This is a genomic window from Rhodopseudomonas palustris (genome assembly GCF_013415845.1).
GTDB classification, from domain to species: Bacteria; Pseudomonadota; Alphaproteobacteria; order Rhizobiales; family Xanthobacteraceae; genus Rhodopseudomonas; species Rhodopseudomonas palustris_F.
Map to the genome: position 1 here is coordinate 4,813,057 of NZ_CP058907.1, position 15,351 is coordinate 4,828,407.

The following is a 15,351-nucleotide window of genomic DNA, read 5'->3' on the forward strand; positions in this document are numbered from 1 at the left end:
GCTGGAGACGCCCGCTTCTGCGATGTTGGTCGCACCATCTCCCCTTGCGCCGGCGAGCTCCCTCTCCCGCCTGCGGGAGAGGGTTGGGGTGAGGGCGACGCGAGGATGGCATCCCGTTGTGGCCCCCCACCCCCGCCCCCTCCCCGCAGGGGGGAGGGGAGTAGGCTTGGCTTCGGGGAAAGTTCACGCCAGATGACCGACCTCCTCACGCTTTCCGGCGTGCATACCAATATCGGGCGCTATCACATTCTGCAGGGCGTCGATTGCGTGGTGCCGGAAGGGCAGACCACGATGCTGCTCGGCCGCAACGGCGCCGGCAAGACCACGACGCTGCGTACCATCATGGGGCTGTGGCCGGCGTCGCGTGGCACGATTACCCTCGGCGGCCGTCGCATCGAGGCGCTGGCGACGCCGGACATCGCCCGGCTCGGCGTCGGCTACGTGCCGGAGACGATGGCGGTGTTCTCCGATCTCACCGTGAAGGAAAACCTGATCCTCGCGGCGCGCGACGGCGAGATGGATGCAGGGCGCCTCGACTGGATCTTCGGCTTCTTTCCTGCCTTGCGAAAGTTCTGGCTGTCGCGCGCCGGCTCATTGTCGGGCGGACAGAAGCAGATGTTGTCGATCGCCCGCGCGGTGATCGAACCGCGGCAATTGCTGCTGATCGACGAGCCGACCAAGGGGCTGGCGCCGGCGATCATCGGCGCGCTGATCGACTGCTTCGCCGAGATCAAGCGCAGCGGCGCCACCATCCTGCTGGTCGAGCAGAACTTTCACGTCGCGCAGCAGATCGGCGACAGCGTGCTGGTGATGGACAACGGCATGATCGTGCACCGCGGCGCGATGGCCGAGCTGGCCGCCGACGTGCCGCTGCAGGAACGCCTGCTCGGCCTCAGCCTGGAGGCGCATCAGTGACCACCACCGACATCCCCACCCCGTCCGCGTCCGATCCGCTGCCGCAGGCCAAGCGCGATCTTCTTCCCGTGCTGCTGCCGGCGATCCTGGCGCTCTTGATGCTGCCGCTGGTCGGCTCGTTCTCCTCGTGGGTGACGCTGACGGTCGCCAGCCTAGCGATGGGCATGATGATCTTCATCATGGCGTCCGGTCTGACGCTGGTGTTCGGACTGATGGACGTGCTGAATTTCGGCCACGGCGCGTTCATCGCGGTCGGCGCCTATGTGGCGACGCTGGTGCTGCTGCCGCTCGCGGCGATGTCGGGCGCGGATTCGCTGCTGACCAATCTCGCCGTGCTGGTGCCGGCGGTGCTGGCCGCGATGGCGGTGTCCGGCGCGCTCGGCGTGGTGGTCGAGCGGGTGCTGATCCTCCCCGTGTATGGCCAGCATCTGAAGCAGATCCTGATGACCACCGGCGGGCTGATCGTCGCCGAGCAGGCGCTGTATGCGCTGTGGGGGCCGCAGATCATCCCGCTGCCGCTGCCGACGTCGCTGCGCGGCTCGTTCATCATCGGCGACATCGCGATCGCCAAATATCGCCTGCTGGTGATGCTGGTCGGCCTCGTGGTGTTCGTCGGCATCCAGCTGACGCTGAACCGCACCAAGATCGGCCTTCTGATCCGCGCCGGCGTCGAGAACCGCGAGATGGTCGAAGCGCTCGGCTATCACGTCAAGCGGCTGTTCCTCGGCGTGTTCATGGTCGGCTCGGCGCTGGCCGGGCTCGGCGGCGTGATGTGGGCGCTGTACCGCGAGCAGGTGCACGCCTCGATGGGCAACGAGCTCACGGTGCTGATTTTCATCGTGGTGATCATCGGCGGGCTCGGTTCGGTCGGCGGCTGCTTCATCGGCGCGCTCTTGGTGGCGATGGTCGCCAATTACGGCGGCTTCCTGGTGCCGAAGCTGGCGCTGGTTTCCAACATCCTCTTGATGGTCGCGATCCTGATGTGGCGGCCGCGCGGGCTCTATGCGGTGACAAGTCGATGATGATCCTGTCGGGCGACCCGCCGCGCAGCCGGGTGCTGTCGCTGCTGCTGATCACGATCGTGGTGGTGCTGGCGATCACCCCGTTCGTGTTTCCCGGCGCCAAGCCGCTCAACGTCGCCGCCAAGATCTGCATCTTCGCGGCCCTGGTGGCGTCCTACGACCTGCTGCTCGGCTACACCGGCACGGTGTCGTTCGCCCACACCATGTTCTACGGCATCGGCTCGTATGCTGTGGCGATCGCGCTGTACGGGATGGGGCCGAGCTGGGCCGCGGTCGGCGCCGGCGTGCTGATCGGCCTGCCGCTGGCCGCGCTCTTGGCGCTCGTCATCGGGCTGTTCTCGCTGCGGGTCGAGGCGATCTTCTTTGCGATGATCACGCTGGCGGTCGCCTCCGCCTTCCTGGTGCTGGCGTCGCAGCTGTCGTGGCTGACCGGCGGCGAGGATGGCCGCAGCTTCAGCCTGCCGGAGCTGCTGCGGCCCGGCACGGTGTTTATCAAGGATCTGTTCGGGGTGCGGATCAACGGCCGCATCCTGACCTACTACATCATCCTGGTCGGCTGCGCCGGCATGATCCTGGCGCTGCTGCGGGTGGTGAACTCGCCATTCGGCCGCGTGCTGCAGGCGGTCCGCGAGAACCGCTTCCGCGCCGAGGCGCTCGGCTATCGCACCGTGTTTCATCTGACTTACGCCAATGTGCTGGCCGCGCTGGTCGCCGCCGCCGCCGGCGTGCTGAATGCGATGTGGCTACGCTATGCCGGGCCGGACACCTCGCTGAGCTTCTCGATCATGCTGGACATCCTGCTGATGGTGGTGATCGGCGGCATGGGCACGATCTACGGCGCCATCATCGGCGCCACCATCTTCATCCTGGCGCAAAACTATCTGCAGGCGCTGATGGGCGCAGCCTCGGGCGCCGCCGCCGACGCGGGGCTCCCGCTGCTGCCGAACCTATTACATCCGGACCGCTGGCTGCTGTGGCTCGGGCTGCTGTTCGTCGCCAGCGTCTACTTCTTCCCGACCGGAATCGTCGGCCGATTGCGCGGGGCGCCGAAGGCCGCCGACTAGCTCGACGAAAGTCGTAGGAGGCGCGCATCGGCGCCGGATCGTTCGAACGATTCCAGGCTCCGGCTTTTTAGTGCCGCTTTTCACCCCCCAGAGGTTGATGGCGGAAAATCGCTCAGCGCATGAGTGCGGGATTTAGGTATTAAAATGCCTGTTCGCGTCCTGCGATACCTCTCGGGCGACTACCCGCGCCGGTAAAATAAGAAGCAGTTTCTGCGCTCGATCAACATCGTTTGCAGCGCACAAAGTATCCTGTTGCCGCTGAACAGGCGCCCTCCCATAGTCCGCGCCTTTGTCGACCTAGGACATTCTCCCTACTCCAGCACCATCTTCACGGTGCGGCAGGGGAGCGTCCGACCAAACAGGAAGTTGGAATGATGCTGCTCTTGGTCCTTACCGCGATCGCCTTCGTCGCCACCGCCGTGGTTGCGCGTGTGCTGGCCGCCTCCGCGCCGGAAGGCAAATTGTACTGCCAGGCGGCCGGTGCCGCTTCGATGGTGGTCGGGCCGTTCATCACGCTGGTCGCCGCCTTCGTGCTCGGCAAGGCCGGCATCGGCGGCGAAGTGCTCGACGCCACCGCGATGCTGCGGGTCGCCGCGCTGCCGGCGTTCGGCACGCTGTTCGTTGGCCCGATCGTGTTCTGGTTCTTCCGCCGCCAGCGCCGCACGGTTGCGGCCGCCTGAGGGCGCGCAACGAGCGCGCGATAGCGAAGACAGGTTCGGCGGCGCTCTCGCCGCCGAACTGCGGACCGGCAGGAATCATCCCGGCCTCGCGTTATTTCCGGCAAATCTCTTCCCTCTTGAACGGCATTTTGGAAACCGCGCTCCAAAGTTTCATGCGGACGCATCTATTTTCGGCAAAGCCATTGTGTTTCGGGAGCCGCGCCCCAAGTTCCAGGCATCCGTAACTGTCCAGGACGGCCCCTCATGTCGAATTCCAAGCTTTTCGAGCCCACTAAGCTCGGCCCGATCACCCTTGCCAATCGCGTCGTGATGGCGCCGCTGACCCGCAACCGCGCGGTCCCCGAGGGCCTCGTCCCGAGCCCGCTGGCGGCCGAGTATTACGGCCAGCGCGCCAGCGCCGGACTGCTGATTACCGAGGCCAGCCAGGTCTCGCAGCAGGGCCAGGGCTATCAGGACACGCCCGGCATCTACTCGCAGGCCCAGGTCGAAGGCTGGCGCAAGGTCACAGGCGAGGTGCACAAGCGCGGCGGCAAGATCTTCATCCAGCTCTGGCATGTCGGCCGGATCTCCCATGTCGACCTGCAGCCGAACCACGGCGCCCCGGTCGCGCCCTCGGCGATCCGCGCCAACACCAAGACCTTCGTGGGCGGTCAATTCGCCGACGTCTCCGAGCCGCGCGCGCTCGAGCTCTCCGAAATCCCCGGCATCATCGAGGACTTCCGTAAAGCAGCCGCCAATGCGATCGCAGCCGGCTTCGACGGCGTCGAAATCCACGGCGCCAACGGCTATCTGCTCGACCAGTTCGCCCGCGACAGCAGCAACAAGCGCACCGACGAATATGGCGGCTCGATCCAGAACCGCGCGCGGCTGATGCTGGAAGTCGCCGCAGCGGTGGCCAAGGAGATCGGACCGGAGCGGACCGGCATCCGGATTTCGCCGGTGACCCCGGCCAACGACGTCTCCGACTCCAACCCGCAGGCGCTGTTCGACTACATCGTCGACGAACTCAACAAGCTGAAGCTGGTCTATATCCACGTCATCGAAGGCGCCACCGGCGGCCCGCGCGACATTGCGCCGTTCGACTACGCGAGTTTGCGCAAGCGCTTCAGCGGCAGCTATATCGGCAACAACGCCTACGACCTCGCGCTTGCCAACAAGCAGCTCGACGCCGGTGCGGCCGACCTGATCGCATTCGGCAAGCCGTTCATCTCGAACCCGGACCTCGTCGAGCGCCTGAAGCGGAATGCTCCCCTGAACGAGCCCGACAAGTCGACATTCTACGGCGGCGGCGCCAAGGGCTACACCGACTACCCGACGCTGGAGACGGCACAGGCTGCGCAGTAGTTGTTACCTCTCCCCGCGTGCGGGGAGAGGTCGACCGGCATCGCGTAGCGAAGCCGGTCGGGTGAGGGGGCGTTTCCACGCGGCCGAGACTCAGTGCTCGCCTCGCCCCTCACCCCAACCCTCCCCCCGCAAGAGCGGGGCGAGGGAGCGCGCTCACAGCGCGGCGACCTCAGCGGATCAATTCACCTTCAGCAATGAAAAAGGCCGGGATCGCTCCCGGCCTTTCGCGTTCTTTGTTGCTTGTTCGGCGAAGCTTACTTCGCTTCGGCGCGCTTCGGCGGGGTCGCCGGCCAGGACTTGATCAGGGTGTCGTAGTCGACGGTTTCACCCTTCGGCTTCTCGTTCGCCAGCTTGCGCTGCGGCGCGATGTTGCCGTCCTTCTCGGCCTTGGCGTACCAGTACTCGGCGGTCTCCTTCTTGTTCAGCTTCGGACCGCAATCGCCCTGCACCTTCGACTTTTCGAGGCGCTCCAGCACCGAGTCCTGCGCCGCGGCCAGCGAGTCCATCGCAGCTTGCGGGGTCTTCGCACCGGACGACGCGTCGCCGATGTTCTGCCACCACAGTTGCGCCAGCTTCGGATAGTCCGGGATGTTGTTGCCGGTCGGCGACCATTGCACGCGGGCCGGCGAGCGATAGAACTCGATCAGGCCGCCGAGCTTCGGCGCTCGTTCGGTGAACGACTTGTCCCAGATATCGCTCTCACGGATGAAGGTGAGACCGACATGGCTCTTCTTCAGCGACACCGTCTTGGAGGTGATGAACTGCAGATACAGCCAGGCGGCCTTGCGGCGGTCAGCCGGGGTCGACTTCAGAAGCGTGGCCGAGCCGACGTCCTGGTAGCCGAGCTTCATGCCTTCCTTCCAGTACGCGCCGTGCGGCGACGGCGCCATGCGCCACTTCGGCGTGCCGTCGGCGTTCATCACCGGCAGGCCCGGCTTCACCATGTCGGCGGTGAAAGCGGTGTACCAGAAGATCTGCTGGGCGACGTTGCCCTGCGCCGGCACTGGGCCCGACTCCGAGAACGTCATGCCCTGGGCCTGCGGCGGGGCGTACTTCTTCATCCAGTCGAGATATTTGACGATCGAGTACACCGCCGCTGGGCCGTTGGTGTCGCCGCCGCGCTCGATCGACGAGCCGACCGGACGGCAGCCTTCCATGCGGATGCCCCATTCGTCGACCGGCAGACCGTTCGGCAGGCCCTTATCGCCGTTGCCGGCCATCGACAGCCAGGCGTCGGTGAAGCGCCAGCCGAGCGAGGGATCCTTCTTGCCGTAGTCCATGTGGCCATAGACTTTGACGCCGTTGATCTCCTTGAGGTCGTTGGTGAAGAACTCGGCGATGTCCTCATAGGCCGACCAGTTCACCGGGACGCCGAGGTCGTAGCCGTACTTCGCCTTGAACTTGGCCTTGTAGTCCGGATTGGTGAACCAGTCGTAGCGGAACCAGTACAGGTTGGCGAACTGCTGGTCCGGCAGCTGATACATCTTCTTGTCGGGCGCCGTGGTGAACGACGTGCCGATGAAGTCCGCGACGTCGAGCATCGGATCGGTGACGTCCTTGCCCTCGCCCTTCATGTAGTCCGACAGCGCGATGGTCTGGTTGTAGCGGAAGTGCGTGCCGATCAGGTCGCTATCGTTGATCCAGCCGTCATAGACGTTCTTGCCGGACTGCATCTGGGTCTGCAGCTTCTCGACGACGTCGCCTTCCTGGATCAGGTCGTGCTTCAGCTTGATGCCGGTGATCTCGCTGAACGCCTTGGCGAGCGTCTTGGCTTCGTATTCGTGCGTGGTCAGCGTCTCGGAGACGACGTTGATGTCCATGCCCTTGAACGGCTCGGCCGCCTTGGCGAACCACTGCAATTCCTTGAGCTGTTCCTCCTTCGACAGCGTCGAAGGTTGGAATTCCTCGTCGATCCACTTCTTCAGCACAGCATCATCGGCCGACCATGCCGGCGCCGCCAGCGTCATCGACCCGGCGACAAGCGCCGCGGCGCTCGCCATCGTCATCAGCCGCAAACGGCTGAGGTGGGGCTTTCGTCCAATCATCGTTCGTTTCCTCCGTTGAGCGACACCATTCAGGTCCGGGTTGATCCCGGATCTGTTCCTCTTTCGCCGGGATCAGACGGTGCGGAAGATCGCAACGGCCGAGACCAACGACAGCAGCGTGGCGAGCCACAGGCTCGACACTTCGAGTCCTTCTCCGATCGGCAGCGTCAGCAGCGGATCGGTCCCGACCACCGCGATCCAGACCAGATGGATCACCGCGGCCAGGATCAGCGACAGAAACAGCCGGTCGCCGCGCGTCGTCGGAATCCGCAGGATGCCGACGCGCTCGACCTCGGGATCAACCACCGCGAGCCAGGTCATGGTCGCGAGCGTGCCGGCGAGCGCGACGAAGAACGCCGCGGTCGGCGAGGTCCACGCCATCCATGCGAAGGATTCCATCATGGCCCCCTTACACCCGGCCGAGCGCGAAGCCGCGCGCGATGTAGTTGCGGACGAACCAGATCACCAGCGCACCCGGAATGATGGTGAGCACGCCGGCGGCGGCGAGCAGGCCCCAATCCATGCCGGCGGCCGACACGGTGCGGGTCATCACCGCCGAGATCGGCTTGGCGTTGACCGAGGTCAGGGTGCGAGCCAGCAGCAGTTCGACCCATGAGAACATGAAGCAGAAGAACGCCGCGACGCCGATGCCCGAGGCGATCAGCGGCATCAGGATCTTCACGAAGAACCGCGGGAACGAGTAGCCGTCGAGGAACGCGGTTTCGTCGATCTCCTTCGGCACGCCGGAGACGAAGCCCTCCAGGATCCACACCGCCAGCGGCACGTTGAACAGGCAGTGCGCCAGCGCCACCGCCCACGGCGTATCGAACAGGTTGAGCGCGGAATACAGATTGAAGAACGGCAGCGCATAGACCGCGGCCGGCGCCATGCGGTTCGACAGCAGCCAGAAGAACAGGTGCTTGTCGCCGAGGAAGCGATAACGCGAGAAAGCGTAAGCAGCCGGCAGTGCGAACGAGATCGACAGCACGGTGTTGATGACGACGTATTGCAGCGAGTTGATGTAGCCCGAATACCAGCTCGGATCGGTGAAGATCGTCCGGTAGTTCTCCAGCGTCGGCTGGTGCGGCCACAGCGTCATGGTCGAGACGATCTCGCCATTGGTCTTGAAGCTCATGTTGACGAGCCAATAGATCGGCAACATCAGGAACAACAGATACAGCGCCATGACGATGCGGCGGCCGGGGATCGAATGCATCACATACTCCCTTCGGCCTGTCGCCGCTCGTTACCGGCATTGGTCATCACGGTGTAGAACACCCAGCACACGATAATGATGATCAGGTTGTAGACGATCGACAGCGCCGCGGCCTTGCCGAGGTCGAACTGGCCGAGCGCGATCTTGACCAGCTCGATCGAGATGAAGGTGGTCGAATTTCCCGGCCCGCCGCCGGTGACGACGAACGGCTCGGTGTAGATCATGAAGCTGTCCATGAAGCGCAGCAGCACGGCGATCAGCAGCACGCGGTGCATCTTCGGGAGCTGGATCGCCTTGAACACCGCCCAGCGCGAGGCGCCGTCGATCTGCGCCGCCTGATAATACGCGTCCGGGATCGACTTGAGGCCCGCATAGCACAGCAGCGCCACCAGGCTGGTCCAGTGCCAGACATCCATCACCACCACCGTGGCCCAGGCGTCGAAATCGTTGGACACGTAGTTGTAATTGAAGCCGAGATGATTGAGCGTGTAGCCCATCAGGCCGATGTCGGGACGGCCGAAGATCTGCCAGATGGTGCCGACCACGTTCCACGGGATCAACAGCGGCAGCGCCATGATCACCAGGCAGAGCGCCACCGACCAGCCGTGGCGCGGCATCGCCAGCGCCACCACGATGCCGAGCGGGACTTCAATGGCGAGAATGATCGCCGAGAACGCCAGATTGCGCCACAGCGAGGCGAAGAACCGGCCCCCCAGATCGGTCGACGGATCGAGCAGTTCCTTGAACCAGCCCACCCCGTTCCAGAAGAACTGGTTGTTGCCGAAAGTGTCCTGCACCGAATAGTTCACCACCGTCATCAACGGCAGGATCGCCGAGAACGCCACGATGGCGAACACCGGCAGCACCAGGAACCAGGCTTTCTGGTTGACGACCTTGTCCATCAGGCGACCTGCTCCAGTGAGCTGCCTTCGACGATTTCGCTGTCGGCATAGACGTGGATGCGCGACGGCTCGAACCGCAGCGCGGCTTCGTCTCCGCTGGGCGAGAAGCCATCCGGGACGCGCGCGGCGAACTTGACGTCGCCGACCCACACTGAGGCAAAGCGAATGCGCCCCAGGTCGTCGATCCGCTCGACGCGGCCCGTCATCAGGCCCGGCGCCTTGGCGGTGAGGTGGACGAATTCCGGCCGCACCCCGATCTCGATCTTGCCGGAGGGGAGCTTGTCGTAGCTGCGGGCGAGCGGCACGCGATGGCCGGCGACCAGCGCCTCGCGCCCTTTCACCTCGGCCGGCACAATGTTCATGCCCGGCGAGCCGATGAAATAGCCGACGAAGGTGTGGGCGGGACGTTCGAACAGTTCTTCCGGCGTGCCGCTCTGCACCACACGTCCGTCATGCATCACCACCACGGTGTCGGCGAAGGTCAGCGCTTCGGTCTGGTCGTGGGTGACGTAGATCATCGTGAGATCCAGCGCGCGGTGCAGCGCCTTGAGCTTGGAGCGCAGCTCCCACTTCAAATGTGGGTCGATTACCGTCAGCGGCTCGTCGAACAGGATCGCAGCGACGTCGTTGCGCACCAGGCCGCGGCCGAGCGAGATCTTCTGCTTGGCGTCGGCGGTGAGCCGCGTCGCCTTGCGGTTCAGGTTCGGCGTCAGGTCGAGAAGATCGGCGATCTCGGCGACGCGCCTCGCGATGTCCGCCTTCGGCACGCCGCGGTTCTTCAGCGGAAACGCCAGATTCTCGCGCACCGTCATGGTGTCGTAGATCACCGGAAACTGGAACACCTGCGCGATGTTGCGCTCGCGGGTGGACAGCTCGGTGACGTCCTGGCCGTCGAACAGGATCTTGCCGCGCGACGGCGTGACGATCCCCGAGATGATGTTGAGCAGCGTGGTCTTGCCACAGCCCGACGGGCCGAGCAGCGCATAGGCACCGCCCTGCCGCCAGGTCATCGACACCGGCTTCAGCGCATAGGCCTGCGGTGGCAGGTCGTCACCGACCAGATAGGAGTGAGCAAGATCGACGAGATCGATGCGTGCCATCGGGCTGTCCCCTCAGATCGGCTTCGGCGCGGCGACGAGGCGATCGGCCGCGTCGAACACGAACAGATTGGCGGGGTCGAGGATGGCGTCGAGCGTCTGGCCCGGTTCGAACTCGTGGATGCCGTGCAGCACCGCGACCCAATAGTCGTCGCCGCGCTTCAGATGCACGAAGCTCTCAGAGCCGGTGATCTCGGTGACCGCCACGGTCGCCTGGAACGCATGGCGCTCCGGATCGGCGCTCTTCACCTCGATCTGATGCGCACGGAAGCCGACGCGATAGGCGCCATCGGAAAGGCTCGCGAATACACCAGTCGCGGGCGCGGTGACGCCGCCGGAGTAATGCACGGTGCCGGCCTTCTTCTCGGCGCCGACGATGTTCAGCGGCGGATCGGAGAACACCTGCGCCACCCGCATGGTGTCGGGCTTGCGATACACCTGCGGGGTCGGCCCGACCTGCAGCGCCTGCCCCTCCCACATGCAGATGGTGCGGCCGCCGAGCAGCAGCGCTTCGGAAGGCTCGGTGGTGGCGTAAACGAAGATCGCGCCGGAGGCCTCGAAGATCTTCGGCAGCTCGGTGCGCAGTTCTTCGCGCAGTTTGTAGTCGAGATTGGCGAGCGGCTCGTCGAGCAACACCAGATCGGCACCCTTGACCAGCGCGCGGGCGATCGCGGTGCGCTGCTGCTGGCCGCCGGAAAGCTGCAACGGCGTGCGTTGCAGATACGGCTCGAGCTTGAGCAGCTTGGCCGCCTCCTGAACGCGCTGCTCGATCTCGGCGCGCGACTTGCGCTGCACGCGCAGCGGCGAGGCGATGTTCTCGTATACGGTCAGCGACGGGTAGTTGATGAACTGCTGATACACCATCGCCACCGAGCGGGTGCGTACATCGGCGCCGGTGACGTCCTTGCCGTCGACCAGCACACGACCGGTGGTCGGCTTGTCGAGACCGGCGAGCAGCCGCATGATCGAGGTCTTGCCGGACAGGGTTGGTCCGAGCAGCACGCTGAGCGTACCGCGTTCCAGCGTCAGCGATACGTTGCGGATCGCCGGAACGCCGTCCAGCACCCTGGTGACATTCTCCAGGCTGACGCTCATGCCCGGCCTCCCGCTTGCTGCTGGGGCTTCTCGGCGGCGCGGTGGACGATGACCCATTCGTCGAGCGCGGCGACCGCGGCCGGTGTCAGCCGCAAACCGAGCTTGGATCGCCGCCAGACGATGTCGTCCGCGCTGCAGGCCCATTCGCGGCTCATCAGATAGCGGACCTCGGCCTCCGTCAATGTGGCGCCGAAGTCGCGGCCGAGGTCGGCCGCCGACTTGGCCGAGCCGAGCACGTCACGCGCCCGGGTGCCGTAGGCGTGCACCAGACGCGAGGCATGCGCGGAGGCCAGGAACGGATACTCGCGCAGCAGGTCGCCGATCAGCGCCGGACCGCCGTCGACCGGGAAGTCGCCGCCGGGCAACGGCTGATGCGCGGTCCAGCCCTGCTTGGCCGTTCCGCCCTTCAGGTAGGACGACAGCTTCTCCAGCGCCTCTTCGGCGAGCCGGCGATAAGTGGTGATCTTGCCACCATAGATCGACAGCAGCGGCGCGCCGCCCGGGGTGTCGAGCTCGAACACGTAGTCGCGGGTCGCCGCCTTGGCTTCGCTGGCGCCGTCGTCATACAGCGGCCGCACGCCCGAGAACGTCCACACCACATCGGCCGGCGTCACGGGCTTGGCGAAATAGCCGCTCACCGCCTTGCACAGATAATCGATTTCCTCCGGCGTCGCTTTCACCTGCGACGGATCGCCGTGATAGTCGCGGTCGGTGGTGCCGATCAGGGTGAAGTCGCCCTGATAGGGAATCGCGAACACGATGCGACCGTCGGCATTCTGGAAGATGTAGGCGCGATCGTGGTCGTAAAGCTTACGTGTGACGATGTGCGAGCCCTGCACCAGCCGCACCTTGTAGCGGGCATCGACCCCGGCGCCGGAGCGGAGCACGCCTTCGACCCAGGGGCCGGCGGCGTTGACCAATGCCCGCGCCTGGATCGTGCTGCGGGCGCCGCTACCAACATCTTCCAGCGTCACCTGCCAGATGCCGCCCTGCTGGCTGACCTGGACTGCGCGGGTGCGGGTGCGGATTTCGGCGCCGCGCTCGGCCGCGTCGCGTGCAGTGAGTACCACCAGCCGCGCGTCGTCGACAAAGCAATCGGAATACTCGAAGCCTTTGGTGTAGCGACCGGGGATCAGGGGCTTGCCGACTTCGTCATGCGCCAGATCGACCGAGCGGGTCGGCGGCAGCAGCTTCCGGCCGCCAAGATAATCGTACATGAACAAGCCGAGCCGCAGCCGCCAGGCCGGACGCAGGCCGTCGTGATGCGGCAGCACGAAACGCAGTGGCCCGATGATATGCGGCGCGATCTGCCACAGCCGCTCGCGCTCGATCAGCGCCTCGCGCACCAAACGAAACTCGAAATATTCGAGATAGCGCAGGCCACCATGGATCAGCTTGGTCGACCACGACGAGGTGCCGCTGGCGAGGTCGTTCATCTCGCACAGGAACACGGAATGTCCGCGGCCCGCCGCATCGCGCGCGATGCCGCAGCCGTTGATCCCGCCCCCGATGATCGCGAGGTCGTACACCATCCCCACCGACGCTCCTCACCGCACTGCAGCATTTTGCTGCAATGCACTTTCGCTTCTGTCGATTTACGCTGGAAAACGAATAAAGCACAAACCAAAACGAAAGCAACTGCGATCTGCAAAAGCATCGCGTTTCCCGGCGCGAAATCGCGCCCGGGCGCTGGGAGACAGGCACAACTGACGATGTGGAGAGGCGGTTTAGGCCGCGGACTCGTCGAGATCGGGTTTCGCCGGGAAGGCTTCGATTACCTCGATACCATTCGTATCGCAGATCGCCTGCAGCGAGGGCGGCAGCGCCCGGTCGGTGACGAAGGTCTGGATCTGGCTGAGATGGGCGATGCGCACCGGCGCGTTGCGCTCCAGCTTGGTCGAATCCGCCACCAGCATCACGCTGCGGGCATTGGCGATGATCGCCTGCGAGGCCTGGACTTCGCGATAATCGAAATCGAGCAGCGCGCCCTCTTCGTCGATCGCCGAAGCGCCGATGATCGCGTAGTCGACCTTGAACTGGCCGATCAGGCTGGTGGCGGTGGAGCCGATCACCGCACCATCGGCACGCCGCACGGTACCGCCGGCGACGATCACCTCGATCCGCGGATGCCGGTACAGCAGCATCGCGACGTTGAGATTGTTGGTGATCACCAACAGATCCTGATGCGCCGACAGCGCGCTGGCGACCTCCTCGGTGGTGGTGCCGATGTTGATGAACAGCGAGCAGCCGTTGGGAATCTGCGCCGCCGCCGCGGCCCCGATCGCCTTCTTTTCTTCGGCGGCGACGAAGCGGCGCGCTTCATAAGCGAGGTTGGCGACGCCGGAGGCGATGATCGCGCCACCGTGGATTCGCGTCAGCGAGCGCTGGTCGCACAGATCGTTGAGATCCTTGCGAATGGTCTGTGCCGACACTTCGAAGCGCCGCACCAGATCCTCGACCATCACCCGGCCCGAGGCGCGGGCGAGGTTGAGGATTTCAGACTGGCGATGGGTCAGAGCCGTCACGCACGCACCTTGCAACGTTGATGCGCCATGGTGCGGCTGTTCGCGCGTCAGGTCAACGCGCCGGGCGAGACGGCTGCGCTCCGTTAGCTGCAGCTCCGATGCTGCGCACTGCCGCTCCCCTGGTCATGCCCGGGCTCGTCCCGGGCATGACGTAAGCGAAGTCCTTTGCTGGAGTTGGGAAAGCCGTTCAGGCCGGCCGCACCATCTCGAACATCGCGTCGGGGCGAATCTCGAAATAGTCGCCGCGCCGGCCGGCGCGCACGATCGGCCGCGCCGCAGCCGTTTGATAGACGCCGTCTTCGATCAGGCGCTTGTCGATATGCACCATCACCACTTCGCCGATCGTCAGCCAGGCATCGACCTCGACGCCATCGGCGCCCTTGAGCCGGATGATTTCCGACAGCTTGCATTCGAACGACACCGGGCTCTCGGCGACCCGCGGCGGCTTCACCAGCTCGCTCTCGAGCTTGGTGAGATTACCGAGCGAGAACTCATCGACCTCGTGCGGCACGCTGGCGGAGGTGGCATTCATCGCCTGCGCCAGATCCATCGTCACCAGATTCCAGACGAACTCACCGGTGCGCTGGATGTTGGCGACGGTGTCCTTCCAGGTGGTGGAGGAGAACCCGATCAGCGGCGGGTGGTAGTTGAAGGCGTTGAAGAAGCTGTAGGGCGCGAGGTTGACACGGCCCTCGGCGTCGCAGGACGAAATCCACCCGATCGGCCGCGGCGCGATGATGGCGTTGAACGGGTCGTGCTTGAGGCCGTGGCCCTTCGCCGGCTGGTAGGAATGCAGATCAGTCACGCGGGATATCCTTGTTGTTATTGCGCGTCGGCGCGCCGGCCGGCGCCGAGCGCCGCCAGCACGAAATCGATCATGTCCTCGAGGGTCGGCCGCTCCTTGTTGAAGCTCTGCGCGATCATCTGCGGGTGGAAGAACCGGATCATCGCGGCGCAGGTGCAGCTCGCCGCCTGCGGCACGTCAAGGACCTTGAACTCGCCGCTCGCCACGCCCTGGACGATCACCTCGCCGATCGTGCCGGTGATGAACTCCATATGGGCGATGCAGACGTCCCAGTTCTCCTCCATCGCGATCGCCACCATCTCGTGCAGCTTGGCGTCGCCGATGTAGCGTTCGCAATTCATCCGGTGCACGGTGGTGAGCAGATCGCGCAGCCGCTGCACGGCGGGACCGGGCGCGTGGACGATCGCGATCGCCGCCTGCTCGACCTCCGCCATCAGATGCCGCGCCACGCCCTTGTGGATCGCCTTCTTCGAATCGAAGAAGCGATAGACGTTGGCCGGGCTCATCTGCAGCAGCTTGGCGATGTCGGCCACCGTGGTCTTCTGGTAGCCGATCTCACGGAACAGGCGTTCGGCCACCACCAGGATGCGGTGCCGCATGTCGGCTTCGGTATTCTCGGAAAGCAGCGTCATCGGGCCAAG

Annotated in this window: 15 protein-coding genes; 5 read left to right on the forward strand and 10 right to left on the reverse strand. The window is 65.0% G+C overall.

Annotated elements, in window-relative coordinates; genetic code table 11:
• Positions 1 to 192 precede the first annotated feature (192 nt).
• The 5 genes from HZF03_RS22045 to HZF03_RS22065 all read left to right on the forward strand — a co-directional run bounded on the left by HZF03_RS22045 (position 193) and on the right by HZF03_RS22065 (position 5,025).
• On the forward strand, positions 193 to 915 hold the full coding sequence (locus HZF03_RS22045) for an ABC transporter ATP-binding protein (RefSeq protein ID WP_119019975.1): 723 nt from the start codon (positions 193 to 195) through the stop codon (positions 913 to 915).
• Positions 912 to 1,937, forward strand: a complete 1,026-nt coding sequence (locus HZF03_RS22050; RefSeq protein ID WP_012497596.1) for a branched-chain amino acid ABC transporter permease — start codon at positions 912 to 914, stop codon at positions 1,935 to 1,937. The genes HZF03_RS22045 and HZF03_RS22050 overlap by 4 nt, the downstream gene beginning before the upstream one ends.
• Complete coding sequence (locus tag HZF03_RS22055; RefSeq protein WP_179906220.1) at positions 1,934 to 3,001, forward strand: branched-chain amino acid ABC transporter permease; 1,068 nt, start codon at positions 1,934 to 1,936, stop codon at positions 2,999 to 3,001. Before HZF03_RS22050 ends, HZF03_RS22055 begins: the two co-directional genes overlap by 4 nt.
• Positions 3,002 to 3,372: 371 nt before the next feature.
• Positions 3,373 to 3,681, forward strand: a complete 309-nt coding sequence (gene pufW, locus HZF03_RS22060) for a reaction-center light-harvesting complex 1 protein PufW (protein ID WP_012497598.1) — start codon at positions 3,373 to 3,375, stop codon at positions 3,679 to 3,681.
• 243 nt (positions 3,682 to 3,924) lie between these two features.
• Positions 3,925 to 5,025: an alkene reductase gene (locus HZF03_RS22065; RefSeq protein ID WP_119019977.1), complete on the forward strand. Its 1,101-nt coding sequence runs from the start codon at positions 3,925 to 3,927 to the stop codon at positions 5,023 to 5,025.
• 254 nt (positions 5,026 to 5,279) lie between these two features.
• Here the strand turns inward: HZF03_RS22065 and HZF03_RS22070 are convergent, their stop codons facing one another.
• From HZF03_RS22070 to HZF03_RS22115, 10 genes are all read right to left on the reverse strand, one after another.
• Positions 5,280 to 7,070 (reverse strand): ABC transporter substrate-binding protein, encoded by a 1,791-nt coding sequence (locus HZF03_RS22070; protein WP_119019914.1) that lies wholly within the window; start codon positions 7,068 to 7,070, stop codon positions 5,280 to 5,282.
• A 72-nt stretch (positions 7,071 to 7,142) separates the two neighbouring features.
• Positions 7,143 to 7,469: a DUF2160 domain-containing protein gene (locus HZF03_RS22075; RefSeq protein ID WP_119019916.1), complete on the reverse strand. Its 327-nt coding sequence runs from the start codon at positions 7,467 to 7,469 to the stop codon at positions 7,143 to 7,145.
• A gap of 10 nt (positions 7,470 to 7,479) precedes the next feature.
• Positions 7,480 to 8,286, reverse strand: a complete 807-nt coding sequence (locus HZF03_RS22080; protein ID WP_011159940.1) for a carbohydrate ABC transporter permease — start codon at positions 8,284 to 8,286, stop codon at positions 7,480 to 7,482.
• Complete coding sequence (locus HZF03_RS22085; protein ID WP_119019913.1) at positions 8,286 to 9,188, reverse strand: carbohydrate ABC transporter permease; 903 nt, start codon at positions 9,186 to 9,188, stop codon at positions 8,286 to 8,288. The genes HZF03_RS22080 and HZF03_RS22085 overlap by 1 nt, the downstream gene beginning before the upstream one ends.
• Positions 9,188 to 10,288 (reverse strand): ABC transporter ATP-binding protein, encoded by a 1,101-nt coding sequence (locus tag HZF03_RS22090; protein ID WP_119019912.1) that lies wholly within the window; start codon positions 10,286 to 10,288, stop codon positions 9,188 to 9,190. Before HZF03_RS22090 ends, HZF03_RS22085 begins: the two co-directional genes overlap by 1 nt.
• A 12-nt stretch (positions 10,289 to 10,300) precedes the next feature.
• Complete coding sequence (locus tag HZF03_RS22095) at positions 10,301 to 11,380, reverse strand: ABC transporter ATP-binding protein (protein ID WP_011159943.1); 1,080 nt, start codon at positions 11,378 to 11,380, stop codon at positions 10,301 to 10,303.
• Complete coding sequence (glpD, locus tag HZF03_RS22100; protein ID WP_174270118.1) at positions 11,377 to 12,918, reverse strand: glycerol-3-phosphate dehydrogenase; 1,542 nt, start codon at positions 12,916 to 12,918, stop codon at positions 11,377 to 11,379. Before glpD ends, HZF03_RS22095 begins: the two co-directional genes overlap by 4 nt.
• A 189-nt stretch (positions 12,919 to 13,107) precedes the next feature.
• Positions 13,108 to 13,905: a DeoR/GlpR family DNA-binding transcription regulator gene (locus HZF03_RS22105; protein ID WP_119019911.1), complete on the reverse strand. Its 798-nt coding sequence runs from the start codon at positions 13,903 to 13,905 to the stop codon at positions 13,108 to 13,110.
• 187 nt (positions 13,906 to 14,092) lie between these two features.
• Complete coding sequence (locus tag HZF03_RS22110) at positions 14,093 to 14,710, reverse strand: flavin reductase family protein (RefSeq protein ID WP_119019910.1); 618 nt, start codon at positions 14,708 to 14,710, stop codon at positions 14,093 to 14,095.
• Between the two features lie 17 nt (positions 14,711 to 14,727).
• Positions 14,728 to 15,342: a TetR/AcrR family transcriptional regulator gene (locus HZF03_RS22115; RefSeq protein WP_119019909.1), complete on the reverse strand. Its 615-nt coding sequence runs from the start codon at positions 15,340 to 15,342 to the stop codon at positions 14,728 to 14,730.
• Positions 15,343 to 15,351 lie beyond the last annotated feature (9 nt).